This window comes from Streptomyces sp. NPDC032721 (genome assembly GCF_055579625.1).
Genome location: NZ_JBVIMX010000021.1, coordinates 131,286 through 153,774, shown reverse-complemented (window position 1 = coordinate 153,774; position 22,489 = coordinate 131,286). Strand labels below are relative to the sequence as shown.

Genomic DNA, 22,489 nt, shown 5'->3' with positions numbered 1-22,489 from the left:
CCGCATCCGTAGAATCGGAAGCACTGTGTCCGAGAACAGCGAGAACCCCACGATGCCCCAGCCCACCGAACAGCCCGCCGCGCCGGCCGCCGCGCCGGCCGCCGCATCGGCTGCTGCCCCGGCCGACGTCCCCGGCCCCTCGCAGCTCGCCGCGCGCGACGCCGCCGACCGCGAGGCCGCGCACGTCCGTGCCCGGAACCTGCGGATGTTCCCCGAGGGCGTCGGCCCGTCCCCCGATCCCGCCGGTTCGCACTTCGAGCGGCGGATCCGCAGCTTCCAGCCGCGCCGCAGCCGCGTCACCACCGGCCAGGGTGAGGCGCTGAAGAAGTGGTGGGCGACCCGGGGCACCGACATCGACGGCCAGCGCGTGCTCGACCTGGGCGAGATGTTCGACGGCCTGCCGGTCGTCCTGGAGATCGGCTTCGGAATGGGCGAGGCGACCGCCCAGATGGCCGCCGACGACCCGGCCACCGGCATCCTCGCCGTCGACGTCCACACCCCCGGCCAGGGCAACCTCCTGCGCCTCGCCGAGCTAAACGGCCTCTCCAACATCCGGGTCGCCAACGGGGACGCGATCATCCTGCTGCGCGAGATGCTCCCCACGGACTCCCTGGCCGGTCTGCGCGTGTACTTCCCCGACCCCTGGCCCAAAGCCCGCCACAACAAGCGCCGCCTCATCCAGCCCGAGTTCCTGTCGCTGGCCGCCACCCGGCTCGCGCCCGGCGCCGTACTGCACTGTGCGACCGACTGGGAGGACTACGCGGAGCAGATGCTCGAAGTGCTCTCCGCGCACCCGGACTTCGAGAACACCCAGGCCGACGGCGGTTACACGCCCCGGCCCGCGTTCCGGCCGCTGACCCGCTTCGAGGGCCAGGGCCTGGACAAGGGGCACGTGGTGCACGACCTGATGTTCCGCAGGGTCCCGCGCACGAGCTGACGCCCCGGGCCCGACAGTCCGACAGCTCGGCAGTCCGGCAGTCCGTCCCGAGTTGTCCACAGGCTGTGTCCACAGGGCATCGCGGCTGTCAGTGGCAGTCGTTAGGGTCGTTGGATGTACGAGACGTACGAAGCCCCGCCTCCGCACCCGGCCCCGCCGGTACCGGACCACGCGCCCGGGGGACCCGGGCCGTGGCCCGACACCGCGCTGCCGGCGCCCGCGCCCTGGCAGGACGGGCCGCGACGTACGTTCCCGGGCCGGTGGCTCCACCGGCTGCGCGCCAGCCGCCTCTGGCGCAGCAAAGCGGTGCGGGCCACGACGCTGATCGTGCTGCTCGCCCTGTCCGGGCTGGTCCTGCTCGCTCTCGTGCGGGAACAGACCGGTACCCGGGGGTTCCTGGTCGGGCTCGGCCTCGCGGTCTTCCCCGTGCCGTTGCTGGTGCTGGCGTTCCGCTGGCTGGACCGGGTCGAGCCGGGGCCGTGGCGGAACCTGGTCTTCGCGTTCACCTGGGGTTCCTGCGCGGCCGCGCTCGTCGCGATCACCGCCAACAGCTTTGCCGTGCAGTGGATAGCCGTGGCCACCGCGGACCCCGACGGGGCGGACACACTGGGGGCGACCGTCGTCGCACCGGTCGTCGAGGAGAGCGCGAAGGCCGTGGCGATCCTGCTGATCTTCCTGTTCCGCAGACGGCACTTCACGGGGATCGTCGACGGCGTCGTCATCGCGGGCTTCACCGCGACCGGCTTCGCCTTCACCGAGAACATCCTCTATCTGGGCAATGCCTTCGGCGAGGACCAGGCGTACGGCTTCTCCGGTCTCGGCTCGGTGACCGCGGGCACCTTCTTCGTCCGGGTGATCATGTCGCCGTTCGCGCACCCGCTGTTCACGGTGCTGACCGGCATCGGCTTCGGCCTGGTCGCGCTCGCCCCCGCGCGCCGGGGCCGGGCCCGTGCCTGGGTGCGGATCCGCCGGATCGCGCTGCCTGTGCTGGGCCTGCTGCTCGCGATGGGCATGCACGCCCTGTGGAACGGATCGGCGTCCTTCGGCCCGCTCGGCTTCTACGCGGTGTACGGGCTGTTCATGGTGCCGGTGTTCGCGTTCCTGACCTGGCTGGCGATCTGGACCCGGCAGCGCGAACTGCGGCTGCTCGGCGCCGAGCTTCCCTCGTACGCCGCCGCCGGCTGGCTGGACCCGGCCGAGCCGCTCGCCCTGTCCTCGATGCGGGCCCGCTCGCTGGCGCAGGGGTACGCGGCCCGGTCGTACGGCCCGGCCGCCGCCCGCGCCGTCTCCGAGTACGAGGGGTTCGCCACCGCGCTCGCGTTCCTCCGCTACCGCGCGCGACGCGGCGTACCGACGCCGGGGGCCGCCGCCGAATTCACCGCCCGGGAGCGGGAGCTGCTGGAAGAGCTCTGGCGGCGCAAGCGGATCGCGGGGCCCGCGCTGGTGTACGCGGCCCAGGTGACCGGGCGAATACGGATGCTGCCGCCGCCGTACCACCCGGCGTACGCGGCGGCGTACAACCCGTACAAGCGCTGAGGCGACCGACGCCTCCGTCCGGGCTGTCCTGAAACGCGAACCGGCAGCCCTGGCGTCGGGGGGTGAGCGCCAGGACTGCCGGAGTTCGGGAGTACGCGGGGGGGCGGAGCGTCAGGCCGTCAGACCGTCAGGCCCTTGTCGCGCAGCCAGGCCGCCGGGTCGATGCCGTCGCCGCCCGGGGTGTGCACCTCCAGGTGCAGGTGCGCGCCGGACACGTTGCCGGTGGCGCCGACGTTGCCGATGACCTCGCCGGTGGTGACCTTCTCGCCGGGCGAGACGTTCATCTGCGAGAGGTGGCAGTACCAGACCTCGGTGCCGTCGGAGAGCTCGATGACGATGCGGTAGCCGTAACTGCCGGAGTAGTTCGCGGACTTGACGGTCGCACCGTGCACGGCCTTGACCGGCGTACCGGCCCCAGCGGCGAAGTCGAGACCCGTGTGCTGCCCGGAGGACCACATCGAGCCGGACTGTCCGAAGGTGGCGCTGAGGTAGTACCCCGAGGTCGGCAGCGAGTAGCTGGCGGCCAGCTTGGCGAGCCGCTCGGCCTCGGCCTTCGCCGCTGCCTCCGCCCTGGCCTTCTCCTCGGCCTCGGCCTTCTCGCGGGCAGCCTTCTCGGCCTTGGCGTGGGCCTCGTCGCGCTGCTTCTTCGCCTCGGCGGCTGCGTCCTTGACCGCCTGGGCGCGGGCCGCCTCCTGGACCGCCTCGTCGGCGGCGGAGCGCTGCTGCTCGGCCTGCTGGAGGATGCGGGCGCGCAGGCTCTCGCCCGCCCCGGTCGGCTGCCCGGCAGCGGCACCCGTACCGGCACCGGCCTGGTCACCGGCGGCGGCCGGAGCAGCCGCCGGAGCCGCGGCTGCCATCAGCTCCTCGCCGGAACCCTCCTCGGAGCCGGAGTCGGACCCGGAGCCCGACACCAGGGCGCCGACACCCGGCAGGGACTTGGCGTCCGGCAGGGAGTCGGCGAGGGAGTCGAGCGACTCGGTGATCTGGTCGGGCAGGGATATGGAGACGGCGGGCTTGTCCTGCGCGGTGGCGATGCCACCGGCGCCGACGGCTGCGATCACGCCGACACCCAGCACGGTGGAGCTGCGGGCCAGGGAGCCGCGCTGCTTGGCCACCCGGTGCTTGCCGCGGACCGGAACGACGGAATCCTCGGTGGGGTTCCACTCCTCGGTCGACGCGGCGGGACCCTCGAAGTCCACGAATCCGGCGCGCTGCTGCGGGACCGTCTGCACGGCGGGCATCGTCGCGGTGGCGGCGGGACCACTCTCGTAGCCGCTGCTGTGACCGCTGCCGTAGCCGTTGTTGTCGTAGCCGCTGCCGTAGGAGGCGCCGTAAGCGTTGCCCTCCGGCCCGTCGGTGTCGTTCGGGACGCCGTACGCCCCGTACGAGAAAGCGGGGGCTGTGGGGGCTTCGGGGGCAGGCCTGTTGGACGCCACGGAGGCGCGCTCCTTTCCTTCCTTCTCGCCTACCGGGTTAGCTGACGGGTTCGGAGCAGGAAGGTCTCCTACGAGCCAGGTTCGGCCCGATTCACCCCAATTGGTGGTTCCCCGGTTTCCTCACGGAATTCGGCGCACGCCGCACGGCGCCGTCTCTGACGACGGCTGGGACGACCGCGCTGCGTTATCGAACGTTAATAGACACACAAGTGGAATTCCAAGCCGTTCCTGTTGATCGTTAACGCAGCGCACGCACCGATGGCCAGGACATCACTCCCAAATGCCCATCAAGTAGGGCGACCCAAAGACCCCTTGACACCCCTTCGGCCACACCCGTTCCCGTGCGTGCAAACTCTCCACAACTGATAGATCGTCAATTGTTATGCGGAGCGCGCTCCTTCGCGCACGCCCCGTGACAACCCGTAGTCACCTCGGATCCGCGGCTCGGCAACTCCCACGGCCCGACAGCTCCGCAGCCGTCGGCCTCACGGCCGTTTCACGATCTCCACGGTCCGCCGCCTCTCCGGCTGCCCCTCCCCCGGCCGCCCCACCGCGAGCAGCGCCATGTCGTCCGTCTGCTTGCCGCCCGTGTGCACCCGTACGTCACTCGTCACCGCCTCCAGCACGGCCTCCGGGCCGGAGAAGAGCGAGCGCCGCAGCCGCAGGGCCGGGTCGTAGAAGACCCCTTCGGCGTTCCGCGCCTCGGAGAGCCCGTCCGTGTAGAAGAGCAGCGTCGACCCGCCGGGGAACGCGAACTCCCGGGCCCGGTCCGGCCAGTTCCCCAGGTCCCCCATCCCCAGCGGCAGCGCGAACTCCTCCGGCGTCAGTACCTCCACCTCGCCGTCGGCGAACAGCAGCAGCGGCTCGGGGTGCCCCCGGTTCACCAGGCGTACGACGCCCTCGCCGCGCGGGATCTCGGCGAGCACCGCCGTCGTGAACCCCTCCATCGCGTCCAGCCCGTCCCGCCGCGTGCCCTCGCGCGCCAGCGCCCGCTCCAGCCGCTGCGCGACGCCCTCCAGCGTGCTCTCCGTCTCGGCCACCTCCCGGAACGCGCCCACCACCACGGCGACCGCCTCGACGGCCTCAAGTCCCTTGCCCCGTACGTCACCCACGACCAGCCGCACCCCGTGGGGCGTGTCCTGCACCGCGAAGAGGTCGCCGCCGATGAACGCGTCCGCCTCGGCGGCCTCGTAACGCGCCGCGATCTGGAGCCCGCCGATGCGCTCCGGCGGTGTGGGTACGACGGCCCGCTGGGCGGCCTCGGCGATGACGCGGACCGACGCGAGCCGCCGGTCGCCACGGCGTACGACCCTGTTGATGAAGACGGCCAGCGCACCCACCGTCATCACCGTCACCAGCTCGGTCACCGACAGCACCACCAGCAACGAGTCGTCACGGATGCGCAGCCCCGTCACCGCCAGTGCGGACGCGATCACCGTCAGCACGGTGGCGGCCAGCCCGAAGAAGGGGGCGGCGACCAGCGGGGCCGCCGCGAAGAGCGGGGACGCGGTGAAGCCGGGCGGAGTGAGCGTGTCGAAGACGACCCCACCGACGACCATCAGCGCCGGCAGCGCCCGTACGAACCGCCTGCTCTTGCGGCCCTTCTGCCCGGAGGGGTCCACCCCGCCCACGACCTCGTCGATCCCGCGCCCGTACCCCGCCACCGTCTGCTCTCCTGCCCAGGTCCGCACCGGGTGCGGACGGTACCGCTCCCCACACAGGCTTGCCGGAGCCGCGCCGCAGGGCGAATCGGCATCGGCCATGTGGGGGACGGCCCGCGCCGCACTCCGTACTTCCGTACTCCGTCTCCGGAAACGCCTGAGGCCCGGAACTCAATCGAGTTCCGGGCCTCAGACCTACTGCTACTTCTTCAGTAGCGGGGACAGGATTTGAACCTGCGACCTCTGGGTTATGAGCCCAGCGAGCTACCGAGCTGCTCCACCCCGCGTCGGTGAACACAACCCTACGCCATCCGAGCAGCTCCCCCGACCACTTTTCCGACCACCTCCCCGACCCCCTCTCCGATCACCTCACCGACCACCCCTCCGATCACCGCCCGCCGAAGGCCCCCACGTTCTCCCGCACCCACTGCCGATAGCTGCGCGCCGGCCGGCCGAGCAGGCTCTCGGTGGTGTCGGCGATCTTCGCGGGGCCGTCCTGCGCGGCCTCCCACAGGTCGAGCAGCGCGCCCACGAGCCGCTCCGGCATGTACTGCCCCATCTGCGCCGCGGCCTCGGCGCGGCCGATCTGCTCGACGGTGACCTCGCGCCCGGTCTCCTCGGCGACGACGGCCAGTTGCTCGCGGAAGGACAGCGACTCGGCGCCGGTCAGCTCGACCGCCCGGCCCGCGACGGCACCTCCGGTCAGCGCGTCGACGGCGATGTCGGTGATGTCCGAGGGATGGATGGGCGCGATCTGCGCGTCCGGGTACGCGAGGGCCACCGGCAGCGACTGCCCGATGGGGTGGCTCCAGCCGAGGGAGTTGCTCGCGAAGGCGTCCGGGCGCAGGAAGGTGTGCGGCAGCGCCGATGCGGCGAGCGCGCGCTCGACCTCAAGGTGGTGGGCCGCGATCGGATGGGTCTCGGCATCGGGCGCAAGCACGGCGGACGTGGACAGCAGCACGACGTGCTCGACACCGGCCGCCTCGGCGGCCGTGATCAGCTCGTGGATCCCGGCGGGCTCGGGATAGAGGAACACCTGCCGTACGCCGTCCAGCGCGGCGCCAAAGGTCTCGGGCCGCCCGAGAGGCATCTCAACGGCCTCCACCCCCTTCGGAACGACCAGCTCGGCGGGCCGGGCACTGGCCGCACGCACAGGAAGGCCGCTTTCGGCAGCGAGCCGCCCGACGACACCCTGGGCGACCTTGCCCCGAGCCCCAGTAACAAGAAAAGACACAACAAACCCCAATCCACTGACCACTAACCGATGACCACTGCCACATACATGCTTCCATGCACGCACTTGCATCTCAACACATATATGCGGCACGCACCGAGCTTGCGTACGATGCGGCCATGAAGAAGCACGAAGGGGCCGACGCCGACGACCTGCTGAACGCCGTCGGCCCGGCGTTCGGGAAACTGCGGCGGTCCTCGCTCCTGGAGGTCGCGAACCCGATCTCGCAGAAGGACCTGAGCCGGACCCTGGTCCTCAACATCGTGCTGGAGTCCGAGCAGCAGCCCGCGGCGGCCGACGACCCGGCGGACCCCGCGACCGGCCCGGCCCCCCGCGAGATCACCGTCGGCGCCGTCGCCTCGTACCTGAGCGTGGACCCCTCCGTGGCGAGCCGGATGGTGTCCGACTGCATCGCGGCCGGCTATCTGATCCGCGCCGCCTCCCAGCAGGACGGCCGCCGCACGGTCCTGCACCTCAGCCCCGAGGGCCGCGACCTGATGGCCCGCTTCCGCCGCCACCAGCGCGACGCCTACGAGCAGATCACCGCCACCTGGTCCGAGCACGACCGCCTGGAACTCGCCCGGCTGATGGTGCGTTACGTGGCTGACCAGAACGCGCTCACAGCACGCCACCAGAACCACGGTCGCCGCTCACCCCAAGTGTGATTCCCAACTCGGCCGCAACAGAGGCGCGTTCCTGGCGCAGCTGGGCACCGTAGCGTCGTCGCCATGAGACTCCGACGGGGCCCAATACCCGGCCCGGCCACCGCCGGCCTGCCGCAACAGCGCCGTGGCGGGCGGAGCCTGACGGTCACGGACCGTGGTGCCACCGGCCAGTCACAGGCACCCCCTCGCGCGCAGCGGGCGGGGATCCCCCCACAGCACCAGGGCCTGCTGCTGACGCTGTTGTGCTTCCTCCTCTGTCTCGGCCTGGGGTTACAGTCCTGGACGGCGTTGCGGGCGACGGGATTCGACCTCGGGATCTTCGACCAGGCGATCCGGGCGTACTCCCACTTCGAACTGCCCAGATCGCCGATCAAGAACGTGCACCACGAGTTCCCGCCGGGCTTTTCCCTCCTGGGCGACCACTTCTCCCCCGTACTCGCCCTGCTGGCCCCGCTCTACTGGCTGTGGGACGACCCCCGCATGCTCATCCTCGCCCAGGCCGGGCTGTTCGCCGCCGGAGTGCCCTTGGTGCGCAGAATCGCCGAGCACTGCTTCACGGACGCCGCACCGTCCGTCGTTCGGCGGGCAGCCGGCGGGGCCGGACTGGTGTACGCGCTGGGCTGGCCGCTGCTGAACGCCTCGTACACCACCTTCCACGAGGTGGCCTTCGCGGTGCCCCTCACACTGCTGATGCTCGAACGGGGCCTGGCGCACCGCTATGCCGCAGCGGCCCTGTGGGCGGTCCTGCTGTGCGCGGTCAAGGAGGACATGGGGCTGGTGGCCGGGGCGTTCGGGCTCCTGCTGGCGGTACGCGCCCACCGGTCGCGGGACCGCGTGGGCAGGGTGGCCGGACTCGCGGTGATGGTGGCGGGGCCGCTGATCTCCGCCGTGGTGATCGTCTGGTTCCTGCCTGCGATGGGCAGTCCGTCCGGCTACTACTGGTCGTACGGGCGTATCGGATCGGATCCGGGCGACGCGTTGCTCCGCGTGCTCACGCAACCGTGGGTGGTGGCGCAGGTCGCCTTCACCCCGTTCATCAAAGTGACCATGCTGGCCTGGGTGCTGGGCACGCTGGCCTTCCTCCCCTTGGGGTCACCCACTCTCCTCCTCGCGGTGCCGTTGCTCGCGGAAAGGGTGCTCTCCGACAATCCCAACCACTGGCCGGTGATCAACCACTACGACGCCTTCCTGTGGCCCGTCCTGCTCACCGCCGCGTTGGAGACCCTGGCCCGTCTGTATCGCTCCGGGGCACCACGAATCCTCTCCAGACCCAGCGTCAAGAGCCATCGGCTCCCCCTCCGGCTGGCCGTGACGGCACTCGTCTCCAGTACGGCGGCTTCGGCCTTCCTCGGGCTGTGGCCCCTGCTCGATCCGGATTCCTGGCGCGCCACGGCCGACAAGCGCGCTCTGGCCCAGGCGGCGGAGCTCATTCCCGACGGGGCGACCGTCGAGGCGGACAACAACATCGCTCCGCGTCTGACGGCCCGTACCGACGTCGTCATCGCCGACGCGACCCCGCGGGGAGCCGAGTGGCTGCTCCTGCGCGAGCAGGAACGAGCATTCCCCTTCGCCTCGGCGGACGAGCAGCGGCAACGGATCGACGTCCTGCTGGCTCACGGGCACGAGGAGGTGTGGCGCCGGGACGGGGTGGTGCTGCTGCACCGCGTCCACCCGATGCCCGTCCCCGGAATGAGCCGCCCCGGCCCGGACAGCGTTCCGGTTCGCGAACGGGTGCCTGCGAGCGTGGGGCGCAACCTGTTCCAGCGGTAACCGTCCAAGGCTGCGGTCTGAAGCGCGCGAGCCCCAAACGACGGAGCGCCCCGACCGAAGAATCTCGGTCGAGGCGCTCCCCCGCAGGTCAGAGGCGTAAGCCCCTCACTTCGTCCTGTAGGCCATGTCGGACTCGAACCGACAACCAACGGATTAAAAGTCCTGGAGGGGCCGTCCGGACGAGTCCGGGAGGTCCTTCTCTGTCCGAGGACACCTGGTGAGGGCAGGTATCGGCTGTTGCCTGATCCGTCGGAAAACAAGCAGTGGGGCGCCGTCCGCTCACGCATCGCTCACGCATGTGCTGGCCTACGAGCTGCAGATTCCTACCCCCTGGCGAGTGATGCGCCGAGTCGCAGGAACGGTCACTACCAGCCGGAGCACTTACGCAAGACATCGCGGCGCGGTGGAAGAGACGACCTCGGGGAACCTGTCCGGGCGCTGTCTGGGAGCCCCGACCAAAATCCTCTCCCAAACGATCACTGGAGACGCATCAATGCCTGACCCGGATCCCGGATCAGGCCATTGACCTGGTATTTCTCTGGTGTGGGGGTTCTGGGACGTGTAGCGATGTTCTGACCTGCGGTGGAGCTGGGGCGGGTGGGCTTTCCGAACGGTGCTGTACGGGGGTGAATGCAACCAGAAATGCAACCATGGCGCCGCGGTGACCAGCTATGTGACCAGGCCCTATTCGCCGAGCAGATCTGGCCATCGTTCCCAGCTGTCGCCGTCGCGGAGAGCCGCCGAGCAGCTGGAGCCGGGGGCGGCGCCGGGAGCGATGGGGAGGGCTGGGCGGACTCTCTCGGCGGGGTCAGCTGCGTCGGATCAGTTCCTGTGGTCTGTCAGGCCGGAACCCGACTCCTCCGGCGAACTCATCGCAGCCCGGGCCATAGCGACGAAGCGAGGTGTCAGAGGGTGGCCGCCATGCTTCAGGTAGACGAGGTTGAGGGGAACGGGCGGACCGTCAGGCACGGTAAGGAACGACACGAAGGAATGAATGTGCTGGCGACCGACAAATTCGGGCACCACGCCAACGCCTTTGTTCGCCGCGACAGCCTCCAACCACTCGTCGAAGTTTCGACAGATGGCAGAAATGCTGGGGCGGCGACCCTCGGGCCACTGCGTCAAGTCCGTTGTCCCACTTACCTCATTGAGCACGAGAGAATGGTCAGCGATATCTTGCCAGCTTATTTCTTCCCGCTTCGCGAGTTCAGATCGCGTGGATACTGCGACGATTCTCCGTTCGTGCAGCAAGGTGACTAATTCCATTTCGGGGGGTACAGGTATGCGTCCCCTTAGAATTGCCACGTCGGCTTCCCCTTGGTCCACCCCTGCGAGCTTTGCATCTCGCCGGTGCACCTTCACCGGTACCCCGGTCTCGGCCTCGAACGTGGCGATGACCTCCTGGGGCCACCCTGTGGGAAAGCCCCAGGCGAAACCCACGCGAAACGGTTCCTCGTCGGGGTCAGGGTGCAGGGCCGCCTCCAAGCGAGGGATGAGAACGCTGAGCTGGTCGTACAGCGTCGCGCCGGCCGCGGTGAGGGAGACCTGGCGAGTGGACCGTTCCAGCAGGCGTCGCCCGACCAGTTCCTCCAGGCGTCGTATGTTGCGGCTGAGTGTTGGCTGTGACACACCCATCCGACGGGCGGCCCTGGTGAAGTGCCTCTCCTCCGCCAAGGCCAGGAACCCGCGTAGGTGGTGCAGCTCGATGCTCATGGCCAGAAGCATATGCAAGGCCGTGTAAGGGCTTGCATTACTGTCGGAAGGGTCGCCGCTCTCGGGTTGCGTACGCACCTGAGCCCTGCCTCATCTCCCGAGAATCGCTTTGGCGTTGTTGTTTCCTGGCTCTGTCTGTGCAGTGAACAATTCGTCATGCAGGGCCCGGACGACCCGGGCCCTGCATGAGACGTCGCCTGCGCGTGGGCTCAGCCCTGGTACTCCTCGTCCGTCACGTGCTCCTTCCACTCGGTGGGGCCATCAGTGACGGCGATGTGTGTCATGAAGGTGCGCGGGCCCGCGCCGTGCCAGTGCTCCTCACCGGGGTGGCAGACAACGGTGTCGCCCGCCCTGATCTCTTGGCGCTCGCCGCCTCGGTACCCCACGACTCCCACGCCTTCGGTCACGTGCAGTACCTGACCCGCCGGGTGCCGATGCCATGCGCTGCGCGAGCCGGGAGTGAACAACACATTGCGCACTTCGGTGTTGGCGGTGGCACCGATGCGAGGCCACAGCCAGACATCGCCGTAGAACCGCTCCTCAGGTCCCTTGGTTGCGTCTCCGGGGTGACGAATAACGTCCATGGTGTACTTATCCTTCTATTTGGTAGTGATAGATGGTTGATCATGATTTAGAGGTGGAGGCTGACTGGGTCTTTCCTGCGAGCAGGATGAGCGCGGAGGCAGCTACCGACACGACAGCCAGTGCCGCGCTAGTGGTGCTGAAAGCGTCCTTTGGGGTGCTGCTCGGTTCGGCGAGACCCAGATAGACGGTTCCGAAGACGGCAACACCCATGGTTCCGCCGACCTGCAGCGTCGTGTTGAACAGGCCGCTCATGTCCGGCGCGTATCGAGCTTCGACGGACTCCGTCAGGTGGGCCAGCGTCCCGCTGAAGGCTGCGCCGTAGCCAACGCCACCGATACCGAGGAGGACGACTAGCCAGCCGGTGCTCTGAGCGCCCGCAGCCATGGCTGCAAAAGCGATCGCCATCAGAAGACTTCCCACGGGGGCCGCGAGCCGCCGAGTGCGCGCGCCAGCTCGGCCGAGGATGGGGCCGACCAGAGCGAAGGTCGCCACCCATGCGATGGGAACCAGCCCCGCATACACCGCACTCTTGCCCAGCCCTTGCTGTAGATACAGCGCGAGGACGAACAGCAGGGCGAAGTACCCTGCGCGAGTTGCGGCTTGGGAGACCAATGCCAGGGCCACTGGCCTGCGGGCAAGCAGCCCGACATTCATCAGTGGGTCGCCCCCGCGCCGCGTGATGCCTCGCTCCACCACGGCAAATACAGCGAAGACCGGCAGGGATGCGGCGATGCAGCCCCATGTCCACGGAGCCCAACCCGCGTCCTGACCCATCACGAGCGGTGTCACCAGAAGAAACAGCGCGAGGGACAGAAGCCCCACGCCTCGCAGATCCAGCTTCTTCTGCCCGGTGCCTTCATCGGCCGGCAGGAAGATGAACGCGGCGATCAGCAGAAGGGCACCGATCGGTACGTTGATCAGGAAAATGGGGCGCCATCCCGTTCCCAGGATGTCGGCCGTCACCAGAACGCCACCCAGCGCCTGCCCAATGACGGAACTCACCCCGAGGACACCGGTATAGGCGCCCAGTGCCCGTCGGCGTGCTGGCCCCTCGAAGTTGACCTGAATGCCTGTCAGCACCTGGGAGACCATCAGGGCGGCGCCGATCCCCTGCACTACTCGGGCACCCACTAGTGCGCCGCCGTTCAGCGCGAGGCCGCAAGCCAGTGAGGAGACCGTGAATACGACCAACCCCAGCAGGTAGGTCCAGCGGCGCCCACGGATTTCGCCAAGCCTGGCGCCAGTGATCAGCAACATGGCGTACGCGAGCGTGTAGCCTGAAACGATCAGCTCCAGCTCGCTGCCGGTCGCGTGCAGACGGTCTCGGATCGACGGGATCGCGACGTTGACCACCGCAATGTCCACGTTTCCCAAGAACATGCCGCCAAGCAGTGAGGCGAGTAGCCACACCTGTCGCTTCCCATGAGGGGCGGCGTCCCCTTGTCGTGCTCCGGTTCGCGTTGGCTCATGCGTAGGAGATGTCTTCAAGGAGTCACACCTCGGTCGATAGCTGACGGTTCGAACGGCTGGCGACGCAGCACGCCTTGTGCGCCGCTCCCTCCGTTAGACGGCATCCCGCTGGACCAGCTGGAACTGGACGCCGTTGGAGGTGTGGGGCTCCGTCCATGCATTCAGGTTCGGACCGACCGGGACTGGTTCGCTGGTAGTCAGCTCAACGCCCAGTCCTTGGACCGCCTTCATGATGGTGGGGACGTCGTCAACCTCGACTCCGATGTGTTCGATCCGAGCCTGGTTACCCGCGCCCAGCCTGCGCTGGCGGGCTTCCTCTGTTGTGGGCTCGATGAGCTCGATTCGGCCGTCCCCACAGAAGTAGAAGGCGATCTTCACGTTCCGCTCCGGGACCTCCTGCGCTCGCTCCAGACGCATTCCCAGGCTTTCCAGAAAGGACCTTGCCTCTGCAAGGTCATTCACCACTACACCGATGTGATCTATCCGCTTGAACATGATTCCTCCCATTACTGCTAGTTGTTCTGAACGTCTGTCGGCACGTATTCCTTGGAGAACTTGTTGTGCAAGTCGGCCAGTTGAGGAAGGTTCGACATATTGAGCAGCAACAGGTCACCGCCCGACTCGTTATTTTCGAAGTGATGCACGTGCCAGGCAGGAATGAGCACGATGTCGCCGCCGCTTACGCCGACGGTTTCATCGGTCTCGTCGAAGACCAGGACGCCGGAGCCGGATCGTACGAAATAGAGGTGCCACCAGGAGTGGGTATGCGGGGTGGTGTGTTCACCTGGCCTCACGGACTGGAAAGTCATCGACGTACCAGGAACGACCTGGTGGTCGCCGTCGGGGGTGGCAAGTGTGAGTGTGCCGTATTCCGTGTGCTCGGCTGCCGCCAGTTCTTCGGCCAGCCTCTCCCACTGCCAAATGATCGGGGCGGGACGCTCCTGAACATGGCGTTTGCGGAATTCAGGGTACGGAAATTGGCTTCCGGTCTGAACCGGCATCTTCTTCCTCCTGGGTGGTGTTATGTCGGTGATTGATGTCCGCGACCATGTCGCGCACGGCCATGTCGGCGTCGAGCGTGAACTGCGAGGCCATCGCCTGGCGAGGCAGTGCGTGTGTGTAGAACCGTGGCCCCTCGACCAAGTAGCCGACTGCCCAGGCGGAGTTCAGCGCCTGGCCTGCCGCCGTGACCGGACGGCCGCGTTCATCGATGTCGATGCCACCGGGCTTGAATTCGTCGTTCGAGTAGGGCCGTATGAGGCCCCGCTCAAGGAGGTTGGCGATCAACGGTGACCGGTCACTCTCGGGGTGGAACGCGTCGAGGCGTGCCACGATCAGCGCGTCGGCGTAGTGGACCTCGGGGCCGTCCGGGTAGTCGGTGCGGACGGTGAACTTTGCCGCCTCCCGATCGAGGATCACTCGGCTGCCCGGGCCGCCGGCCAAGTCCACAATCCCGGCGTGCATCAGCGCGAGGAGCTGATGGTTGCGGTGCCGTGGGGGTCCGAACGAGACCCGGTTCATGACTGGCACGTACTTCCTGTTGAACACTCCGTGCGAGTCAGGAGTGAGGCCGGAGAACTCAACGGCCTCCCGCAGGCTTGCCCGGGTGTCGCGGATGACGTCGGTGGCGGCCTTCACAGGACTCGTGGCGTTGCCGAGTTCTGCGTGCTCCAGGTCACTGACAACGTAGTCCACGAAGAATTTCGCGAATTCCTCCTGATTCGCGAACTGCTTGTCGTGCAACGGGTCGAGGAGCTCTTCTAGTACACGACGGTCGCCTGCAGTGAGTTCGTAGTCCTCCGGCGAAATGGAGCGTTGCTCCTCGGCCGATCGATAGGCGTACCCCATCTCCCGCAGCAAGAGCGGAAGGACCTCTTCTGCGAAGTCGAGCCTGGGGTCGCCGCGGTGTTGGGTGGCCTCTTGCTGTAGCTGTTGTACGGCTTCATTGGTGAAGAACCGCGGACGGTGGGCCCCGGTGATCCCCTTATGGTTCACTCCACGCGCACTGAAAGGCAGGCACTGGCGCGAGAACAGCCGAATCTGGGGTTCGCGTCCGGAAGGCCGGTACTCCGTGTCAGGCCCGGAGCCGTGGAATGTTCCACCTCGACCGACTGTGAGCTCGGAGATTACGTCGTGCGCGGTCAGCCCGAACCCTTGGACGGCGACCGTTGATCCGGGGGCGATTTGCTGAAGCCGGTTGACCGGGTACGGAGTGGAGCAGTAGGCAAGCCGGGGGTTCCGCTTGGCGTTACCGCGTGCGAACTCCTCGTACGCCTGATCCTCCTCTGTGGGGGTCCGTTCGCAGTGTCCTGTTGTCAGGAAGAGGTAGTCGCTGTGGACGACGAAGCCCTTCTCAAGACGGATGGCGAAGCGGCCGACGTCCCCCTGCTCGATGTCCACGGCCCGGTCACGGTGGTGGACAATGCGTACGTGCTGCGGCAGGCCATTAACTGTCTGGTCGAAGACCCAGCTGAGATAGGCGCCAAGGAGTTGGCGCGGTAGATAGGCGTGCTCTCCGACGGGCTCCCCGGAATCGTCACCCGTCGGATAGAACGCGCCGCCGAACTGCCGGTATCCGCTGTCAGCCGCCCACTGGGTGAACGACGGACCCTGGCCATTGGCGAACATCGTCACTTGGCTGGCAACGGTGTTGGTCAACAGGTGTCCTGGCTGTTGCGTGGAGTGCACACCCTGGCCGCTGTCACCAGGGTCTATGAGGTGCACGTCCAGCGAGCATCCCGCGGGCAGTTCCGCCGCGAGTTCGGAGATTCGCTGCAGGATGCTCAGGCCGCGCGGCCCTACACCGGTCACGGCCACCTGGAGAGCGCTCATCGCATGGCTCCAGCGGTCGCCGTCGCGGCGTCGATGCCGTCGAGCACGGGTTCGTGGAGGCAGACCCAGTCAGCCGCACCGGGGAGGCGTGGGAAGCGCAGTGCCACCTGAGGGTCGTGTCCGGGGATGATGTGGTCGTCCCCGTCCGCCAGGGCTTCGATCCGGTCGTACCCTTCGAGCATCGGCGTGAGATGGTCGAGGATCGGGAACGGGCTGCGGAGCCGGATGTTGGCCCACAGGTGCGTGGCGTCACTTGCCAGCACGACCCAGCCGCGTGTGGTCGGAACCCGTACCACCTGGGTGCCCGGCGTGTGGCCCGGAACCGGGTGCAGCGTAACTCCAGGGATGACCTCGGCTTGCCCTGAGTGGAGGACGAGTTGATCCTCGAACAGACCCTGCACCGCTGTTTTGATGTTGACCGGTTCGAAGGGCTTGCGCACGACATGGTGACGCATGGCAGGCCCGGTACAGAATTGGAGTTCGTCCTGCTGCAGATGGATCCGAGCGTGCGGGAACCGGTCCAGGTTCCCTGCGTGGTCATAGTGCATGTGTGTGATCACGACGTCGGAGACATCTTCGGCCGCCATACCGAGATCGGTCAGCGCATCAACCGGGTCGCGGAATAGGGTGCGTCCGCGGCGCTGGGCCATCTCCTCGGGGAATCCCGTGTCCACGAGGAGGAAGTGCCGGTCGTTGCGAATCGCCCAGAGGTAGAAGTCCATGGGCATCTCGCTGCCAGGTGTGAACTGGCCCTCATCGACGAGGAAGTTGTCCCGCGCGGGCCGGTCTGCATGGGTGCCGAACCGGAGCGCCAGGACTTCGTATACCGGATGCGTGTCCTCGGTCATACGGCTCAGACCCCCACGAGGTTGAGCGGCTTGCCGAGCGCGGAGTCAGCGATGCCGGACGGCTCCTCCTCAAAGAGGAACTTGCTCTCCCCGAAGGCAGGTACGAGTTGGTCGAACCAGGTCGCTTCCGGGTCGAACTTCGCGTAGAACGGCTGGCGGACGAGGCCGCCTCGCCGTGCCTGGAGGAGTTGCAGAGCGAAGACCTTCTCGCCCCGGATCGTCGGGACACCGTCGATGAGTACCTTTCCTGGGAACGCGCTCATCGACGGCCCACGTACCGTACGAGACAGACCGGAGACGCTCGAGTAGGCCGAGCGGAAGATGTCATATGCCTTGACCAGCGGCAGCTCGAAGTAGGACCGCGCACCGGTGTCACGCTCGACGAACATGTAGTACGGGATGGCACCCAGTTTCACGCCCTGGGTCCACAACTCGTGCCAGGCGGCCGGATCATCATTGATGTGCTGCAGGACAGGCGACTGCATGCGCACAACGGCACCGGTTGCAGAGATGCGGCGCAGGGCGTCTTGCGCGATAGCCGGGCGCAGCTCAGCTGGGTGGTTGTAATGGCCCATCAGCGCGAGGTGCTTGCCCGCACCCACGACGCGCTCGAACAGTCGCAGCAACACATCGGCGTCTGGATCACTGACGAACCGCTGCGGCCAGTAGCCCACGGCCTTCGTACCGATCCTGATGTTCTGGATGTGAGCCAGTTCGGGCACCAAGAGGGGTTCGAGGTATCGCTCCAGCGTGGCCGTGCGCATGATCAAGGGGTCGCCACCGGTGATCAGCACATCGGTGACCTCGGGGTGCCGTTTGAGGTAGGCGACCAAGCCCTCGGCATCACGGGCCGCGAACTTCAGATCCTCCTCGCCGACAAACTGTGGCCAGCGGAAACAGAACGTGCAGTAGGCGTGGCACGTCTGGCCGGCGCTCGGGAAAAAGAGGACCGTCTCCGCGTACTTGTGCTGGATGCCGGGAACAGTCTCGCCGTCAAGCTCCGGCACGTTGTGTGACTGCTGGCCGGCCGGGTGCGGGTTCATTCGTGACCGGATCACGTGGATCTGCTTGGCCAGCTGCTTTTTGTCGTCCGAGCGCAGCAGGTCACGCAACGTGATGTAGTCGTCCGGATCAAGCATGGACTTGTGCGGGAAGTTGAGCCGGTATATCGGATCGTCTGGAATATTGTCCCAGTTTATTAGTTCATCGAGGACGTATTGATTGGTTCGGAATGGCAGGACGTGGGATACCACATCGACTGCCTCGCGCAGCTCGGGCGGAATGCGCCCCCATTGCGGTGCGCGATGAATGGACGAGCGGTTATAGGGCTTGTACTTCGGTGAGCTTTCGCTTGAATTATCCATGCGAACTCCCGTCAGGGTTGCGTGAATGTGGTGTCGGAGCGAACAAATCAGGTCCAGGGCTGCCGAGTGAGTGGCGCCTGGCAGGTTGAGCGAAGGCCCTGCGTGAACACGGGGGCTCCCGCGCGTTTCCACTTCCCCGTGTTCACACAATCGTCCGGGAATCGGACTTGAGGGCATTCTTTCGCCGCGGTTCATAAATTTAGCTGCAGGTGCCACGGGTGGAGAAATAGACGGGGACGAACATTCATGCACTGTGTGCATGAATCGATTTATGATCCATTTGCATAAGTGGTTCGCCGGTCGCATGAATGCCGCTTCGTCGAGGTCTTACGCTCAGCAGCTGTCTATGAGAAGTAAGGGAAAGCTGAGGGACGGAGGTTCTGCCGTTGAACGGGCGGCTTAGCGTGGGCATCGTGGGCGCTGGACCGCGAGGGCTCACTGTCTTGGAGCGGTTGTGCGCCAACGCGGCGTCCCACCCGGATGTCGGGCATGTGAGCGTGCACGTAGTCGACCCTGCTCCGGCTGGGGCAGGGCGGGTCTGGCGTACGGAGCAGTCGCCTCACCTGTTGATGAACACGGTTGCCGAGCAGATCACCGTGTTCACCGACGCGAGCGTTCTGTGCGATGGGCCGGTGACACCAGGACCCAACTTGTACGAGTGGGCAGCCCTGCTGGCTGCCACGGGACCAGCGGCGGGATACCCAGATGACGTACTCACGCAGGTACAGGCCCTGAGCCCCGACTCCTACCCCACGCGCGCACTGTACGGTCACTATCTCCGGTGGGCCTTCCAGCGGACTGTGGAGACAGCGCCCTCAAATCTGAAGGTGAGGGTTCACGAGGACAGCGCGGTCACGCTGGATGGGCGAGGTACGGCGCAGCTGTTGCAGCTGGCGGGAGGGGACTGCCTACGGCTCCACTCCGTGATTCTCACCCAGGGGCACGTCGCAACCTCTGCCTCTCCAATGTCTTCGCCCGGTTCACGCCGTATCGGGCCGGGCAATCCCGCGGAGATGGACCTCAACGGGATCGGCCCAGGTGAGCCAGTGGCGCTGCGCGGCCTTGGCCTCACCTTCTTCGACTACCTGGCGCTGTTCACCCAGGGACGCGGTGGCGTGTTCGAGGAACGTGTGGACGGGAAGCTCGTCTATCACCCCTCGGGCCTCGAGCCAAAACTTTACGCGGGATCTCGCCGAGGCATCCCGTACCAGGCGCGCGGCGAGAACCAGAAAGGCATGGGGGAACGCCACCGGCCCGTGCTGTTAACGGACAGCAGGATCCGGGCCCTGCGCCGACGCGCTGCGGTGGATGGTGATGTCCGCTTCTGTCGGGACGTGTGGCCGCTGATCGCCCGTGAAGTAGAGCTCGTCTACTACCAGGCACTGCTACGGCGACGTGGTGCATCAGCCGAGGCCACGTCCGCGTTCCTCAGTGCCTCCTTGGCCCTCCCTGACCACAGCCCACTGACAGAGCGGCTGCGGGCCTACGGCATCTCCGCATGTGATCACTGGGACTGGACGGCCATCGAGACACCGTACGGTGATGAAGCCCTCAGTGGGCGAGGGGAGTTCACCCACTGGTTGCTGCTGCATCTGGAGCGCGACGCTGCGTTGGCCGGCGGAGGCAACATCGATGACCCGGTCAAGGCTGCCCTCGACGCCCTGCGGGATCTGCGCAACGAGATCCGGCAGGTGGTCGACCACGGTCGGATCACGGGGGATTCCTACCGAGACGAACTGGCCGGCTGGTACTCGCCGTTCAACGCCTCTCTTTCCATCGGCCCGCCCCGACGTCGCATCGCGGAAATGGCGGCAGTCATTCGCGCCGGAATCCTGAAGCCCGTGGGCCCAGGGATGCGTGTCGTCCCGAAGGCAGACGGAAGCGGCTTCATGGTCTCCTCGGACAGAGTGCCGGGGGCGCCCACACCGGTCACGGCCCTCATCGAGGCGCGCATTCAGGACCCAGACATTCGCACGACCTCCGACCCGCTCATGCGACATCTCCTGGACACCGGGCAGGCGGCCCCGTACCGCATACCCAATCCACACGGCGAAAGCTATGAGACCGGTGGCCTCGCGGTGACGGAGCGGCCCAGCCACCTCGTGGACGCGCACGGTCAGCCTCACTCCCACCGGTTCGCACTTGGCGTCCCCACTGAAGGTGCGCACTGGGCGACAGCGGCAGGTGTCCGGCCTGGAGTCGATTCCGTGACGTTGGGGGACGCGGACGCGATCGCGAGAACGGTGCTCGGAATCGGTGCAGCGCAGCCGTCCGGCCAGGTGGAGATGCCCGTCCGATGACAACGTCCATCGACGCGCGCGCCCCTGCCACGGCTTCCTCCACCGGAGATCCTTCCTCGGGCCTGTACACAGCTGCGGGGGTTGCGGCGGTCACCGTGCTCACGTCGCTGCCTGTGTTCCTTCCCGGGGCGGCGAACGGCCTGATCGCCGCCGAGTTCGGTTGGAGCTCGGTCCGTATGGGAGCCATCCTGGCCGTGTACTGGCTGGCCTCCTTGTCGGGAGCCTTCATCAGCAAACGTGCTGCCGTTCCTCCGGTGATCGAACGCACCCTCGCTGTGGCGCTGGGCGCCACGTGTCTGGGGCTGCTGAGTGCAGCGGCGGCACCCACCGTGGGCCTCTGGCTCTCCTCGGCGGTTGGCGGTTTCGCCTACGGGTACACCCAGCCTCACACCAATGCCCTACTCATGCGTCGCTGCGCACCTCGACTGCGGGCGTTCGCCTTCGGCCTCAAACAGGCCGCAGTGCCCGCAGCGACCCTGCTCGCCAGCATGGCCATGCCGACGCTGGCGGGTCCGGCCGGCTGGCGGCCGGTGTTTGCCGGTACGGCGGTGCTGTGCGGCGTGGCCGCTGTCCTCTTCGCGCACACGGTCCCCCCGGGCAGTCGGCCCGTGACTGCAGGACGTGACATCGTGCCTCCACTGCGTGGGGATGTCTTCCTGTTGGCTCTGAGCGGCGCCGGGTTTTTCGGTGCAATGGTGGGAAACGGCCTCGGCGGCTTCCTGGTCCTATCGTTGACCAGCCGTGGTGCGTCTTTGTCCGTCGCGGGAGCGGTGGCTACAGCCGGCGCTGCCCTGAACATCGCGGTCCGGCTGATCGCCGGATGGCTGATCGGTCGGCTGCCTCGGGCCGCCTGGGCGGCGCTGATCGGAATGTTTGCAGCGGGAGTGGCAGGCACCGTTCTTCTGGCGCATTCGTCGCTCACGCTGACCACTGTGGGTGCCCTGCTTGCTTATGGAGGCGGCTGGGGCTGGGCGGGCCTTCTGCACTATGCCATCGGACTGCCGTACCCGGGCCGAGAGCAGCGGGCCACTGCCTACAGCCAGATGGGAGTCTCGCTGGGTGCGGCCACTGGCCCGATGGTGTGTGGATACCTATTCACCGTGAACGCGGTCGCAGCCTGGTGGGCACTGACGGCTGCGGGCCTGGCCGCAATGTGTTGTGTCGCCGTGGCCAGGAGGAGGACTGCCCGAGTCTGACAGGGGAGCGTCCAGCGTGGGGCACTTGTCGCTGGACGCTGCCGTCCCAGCCCTTCGTACTACCGAAAGGCATGCGTGCGGCTTGGCGGCCAAGTGAGTCGCTTCGGGTCAGCGAAGAGCATCGGCGATGTGCCGTCGAAGTTTGGGGTCAATGAGCTCGGCGATATCGTGCCAGGCTGTGGCGGAGACTTCTTCGTTCTGAAGCCCTCTGATGTCGGCGGTGGTGCGGAAGAGGAAGTCGAAGTGCCGGTGGGCGGATTCGTTCTTGGCGGGGTTGGCGCCGATGGGGTGGATATCAATGTGGAGCGGCTCCGGCAGCCCCGGTCTTGTCAACGCCCACCTGGAGAAGGCCGTCGCCAGGGCTCATCGCGTGCGTTGAGCGGGCAAACCGTGGGGCTACTGCCCTACTGCCCCCAGCCGTTCAGAGAGACCTCCGGGCCTCCGTCCAGGTAGCGGCGGAGCGCACTGGCGGTGGTGTCCACGAACTCCTCGGGGATGGCGTCGGCATCGACCCAGCGCACCTGGGCGTGCTTGCGCGGTTCGCGGTTCTCGGGTTCGCCCGTCCATTCGTGGGCTGCGAAGACGACGGTCAGGAAGCCGCTGGGGGCTTCAACTCCCCATGCCCCGGGGATGATGTGGGCGACCTTGAGGGATTCCGGCTTCACCGTCAGGCCGGTCTCCTCGTAGAGCTCGCGCACCGCGGTTTCGGTGATGGGCTCGCCGGGTTCGCTCTTGCCGACGGGCAGGTCCCACATGCCCTGGGCGAACTTGGCGTTCTGGCTGCGCTGGAGGAGTACCAAGCGGTTGGTGGCTTGGTCGTGGACGATGACGGCGGCGACCAGCAGGGTCATAGATTCGAGGGCGGGCTTGAGGGCTTTGGGCTGGTCGTCGGTGGTCGGTTGAGCCACTGTGCGTCCCTTCTTCGGCCGGTTGGTGGGCATG

The 22,489-nt window shown here is 67.2% G+C and carries 19 protein-coding genes, 1 tRNA gene, 1 pseudogene and 1 riboswitch; of the genes and pseudogenes, 7 read left to right on the top strand and 14 right to left on the bottom strand.

What is annotated here, in order from left to right:
- The first annotated feature begins 52 nt into the window (after positions 1 to 52).
- Positions 53 to 937: a tRNA (guanosine(46)-N7)-methyltransferase TrmB gene (gene trmB / locus ACZ5PB_RS34940; protein WP_468696876.1), complete on the top strand. Its 885-nt coding sequence runs from the start codon at positions 53 to 55 to the stop codon at positions 935 to 937.
- Positions 938 to 1,051: 114 nt separating this feature from the next.
- A complete protein-coding gene (locus ACZ5PB_RS34935; protein ID WP_468696844.1) occupies positions 1,052 to 2,473 on the top strand; it encodes a PrsW family intramembrane metalloprotease in 1,422 nt (473 codons plus the stop codon).
- Positions 2,474 to 2,592: 119 nt separating this feature from the next.
- On the opposite strand, the gene ACZ5PB_RS34930 is transcribed toward ACZ5PB_RS34935, so the two are convergent.
- The 4 genes from ACZ5PB_RS34930 to ACZ5PB_RS34915 all read right to left on the bottom strand — a co-directional run bounded on the left by ACZ5PB_RS34930 (position 2,593) and on the right by ACZ5PB_RS34915 (position 6,804).
- Positions 2,593 to 3,909, bottom strand: a complete 1,317-nt coding sequence (locus tag ACZ5PB_RS34930) for a M23 family metallopeptidase (protein ID WP_468696842.1) — start codon at positions 3,907 to 3,909, stop codon at positions 2,593 to 2,595.
- Positions 3,910 to 3,920: 11 nt separating this feature from the next.
- Positions 3,921 to 4,054: riboswitch (cyclic di-AMP (ydaO/yuaA leader) on the bottom strand.
- A 340-nt stretch (positions 4,055 to 4,394) separates the two neighbouring features.
- Positions 4,395 to 5,600: a PP2C family protein-serine/threonine phosphatase gene (locus ACZ5PB_RS34925; RefSeq protein WP_468696840.1), complete on the bottom strand. Its 1,206-nt coding sequence runs from the start codon at positions 5,598 to 5,600 to the stop codon at positions 4,395 to 4,397.
- Between the two features lie 183 nt (positions 5,601 to 5,783).
- Positions 5,784 to 5,857 (bottom strand) — tRNA-Met (locus ACZ5PB_RS34920).
- Positions 5,858 to 5,958: 101 nt separating this feature from the next.
- Positions 5,959 to 6,804, bottom strand: coding sequence for an NAD(P)H-binding protein (locus ACZ5PB_RS34915; protein WP_468696839.1), 846 nt, complete (start codon positions 6,802 to 6,804; stop codon positions 5,959 to 5,961).
- A gap of 119 nt (positions 6,805 to 6,923) precedes the next feature.
- On the opposite strand from ACZ5PB_RS34915, the gene ACZ5PB_RS34910 reads away from it, so the two are divergent.
- Both ACZ5PB_RS34910 and ACZ5PB_RS34905 read left to right on the top strand, forming a co-directional pair.
- Positions 6,924 to 7,469 (top strand): MarR family winged helix-turn-helix transcriptional regulator, encoded by a 546-nt coding sequence (locus tag ACZ5PB_RS34910; RefSeq protein WP_468696838.1) that lies wholly within the window; start codon positions 6,924 to 6,926, stop codon positions 7,467 to 7,469.
- Between the two features lie 63 nt (positions 7,470 to 7,532).
- A complete protein-coding gene (locus ACZ5PB_RS34905; protein WP_468696837.1) occupies positions 7,533 to 9,239 on the top strand; it encodes a DUF2079 domain-containing protein in 1,707 nt (568 codons plus the stop codon).
- Between the two features lie 822 nt (positions 9,240 to 10,061).
- Here ACZ5PB_RS34905 and ACZ5PB_RS34900 read toward each other — a convergent pair.
- From ACZ5PB_RS34900 to ACZ5PB_RS34865, 8 genes are all read right to left on the bottom strand, one after another.
- On the bottom strand, positions 10,062 to 10,952 hold the full coding sequence (locus ACZ5PB_RS34900) for a LysR family transcriptional regulator (RefSeq protein ID WP_468696836.1): 891 nt from the start codon (positions 10,950 to 10,952) through the stop codon (positions 10,062 to 10,064).
- Between the two features lie 209 nt (positions 10,953 to 11,161).
- On the bottom strand, positions 11,162 to 11,536 hold the full coding sequence (locus ACZ5PB_RS34895; RefSeq protein ID WP_468696835.1) for a cupin domain-containing protein: 375 nt from the start codon (positions 11,534 to 11,536) through the stop codon (positions 11,162 to 11,164).
- A gap of 40 nt (positions 11,537 to 11,576) precedes the next feature.
- Complete coding sequence (locus ACZ5PB_RS34890) at positions 11,577 to 12,917, bottom strand: MFS transporter (protein WP_468696875.1); 1,341 nt, start codon at positions 12,915 to 12,917, stop codon at positions 11,577 to 11,579.
- 183 nt (positions 12,918 to 13,100) lie between these two features.
- Positions 13,101 to 13,502 (bottom strand): VOC family protein, encoded by a 402-nt coding sequence (locus tag ACZ5PB_RS34885; protein ID WP_468696834.1) that lies wholly within the window; start codon positions 13,500 to 13,502, stop codon positions 13,101 to 13,103.
- A 17-nt stretch (positions 13,503 to 13,519) separates the two neighbouring features.
- Positions 13,520 to 14,008, bottom strand: a complete 489-nt coding sequence (locus ACZ5PB_RS34880; protein WP_468696832.1) for a cupin domain-containing protein — start codon at positions 14,006 to 14,008, stop codon at positions 13,520 to 13,522.
- Positions 13,971 to 15,839 (bottom strand): FAD/NAD(P)-binding protein, encoded by a 1,869-nt coding sequence (locus ACZ5PB_RS34875; protein ID WP_468696831.1) that lies wholly within the window; start codon positions 15,837 to 15,839, stop codon positions 13,971 to 13,973. The genes ACZ5PB_RS34880 and ACZ5PB_RS34875 overlap by 38 nt, the downstream gene beginning before the upstream one ends.
- Positions 15,836 to 16,687, bottom strand: coding sequence for an N-acyl homoserine lactonase family protein (locus ACZ5PB_RS34870; protein WP_468696830.1), 852 nt, complete (start codon positions 16,685 to 16,687; stop codon positions 15,836 to 15,838). The genes ACZ5PB_RS34875 and ACZ5PB_RS34870 overlap by 4 nt, the downstream gene beginning before the upstream one ends.
- Positions 16,688 to 16,692: 5 nt before the next feature.
- Positions 16,693 to 18,051, bottom strand: coding sequence for a KamA family radical SAM protein (locus ACZ5PB_RS34865; RefSeq protein WP_468696829.1), 1,359 nt, complete (start codon positions 18,049 to 18,051; stop codon positions 16,693 to 16,695).
- A gap of 404 nt (positions 18,052 to 18,455) precedes the next feature.
- Between ACZ5PB_RS34865 and ACZ5PB_RS34860 the strand changes: the two are divergent.
- From ACZ5PB_RS34860 to ACZ5PB_RS34850, 3 genes and pseudogenes are all read left to right on the top strand, one after another.
- Positions 18,456 to 18,983 (top strand): annotated as a pseudogene (locus tag ACZ5PB_RS34860) (FAD/NAD(P)-binding protein); the annotation flags it as partial.
- A gap of 81 nt (positions 18,984 to 19,064) precedes the next feature.
- Positions 19,065 to 20,351, top strand: coding sequence for a hypothetical protein (locus ACZ5PB_RS34855; RefSeq protein ID WP_468696878.1), 1,287 nt, complete (start codon positions 19,065 to 19,067; stop codon positions 20,349 to 20,351).
- Positions 20,348 to 21,547: an MFS transporter gene (locus ACZ5PB_RS34850; RefSeq protein WP_468696828.1), complete on the top strand. Its 1,200-nt coding sequence runs from the start codon at positions 20,348 to 20,350 to the stop codon at positions 21,545 to 21,547. The genes ACZ5PB_RS34855 and ACZ5PB_RS34850 overlap by 4 nt, the downstream gene beginning before the upstream one ends.
- Positions 21,548 to 21,655: 108 nt before the next feature.
- Here ACZ5PB_RS34850 and ACZ5PB_RS34845 read toward each other — a convergent pair whose 3' ends face one another.
- Together ACZ5PB_RS34845 and ACZ5PB_RS34840 are read right to left on the bottom strand one after the other, a co-directional pair.
- Positions 21,656 to 21,880 carry an NUDIX hydrolase gene (locus ACZ5PB_RS34845; RefSeq protein ID WP_468696827.1) on the bottom strand — a complete coding sequence of 75 codons (225 nt, stop codon included), beginning with the start codon at positions 21,878 to 21,880 and terminating at the stop codon, positions 21,656 to 21,658.
- A gap of 71 nt (positions 21,881 to 21,951) precedes the next feature.
- Positions 21,952 to 22,488, bottom strand: coding sequence for an NUDIX domain-containing protein (locus ACZ5PB_RS34840; protein WP_468696873.1), 537 nt, complete (start codon positions 22,486 to 22,488; stop codon positions 21,952 to 21,954).
- Between the last annotated feature and the right edge of the window lies 1 nt (position 22,489).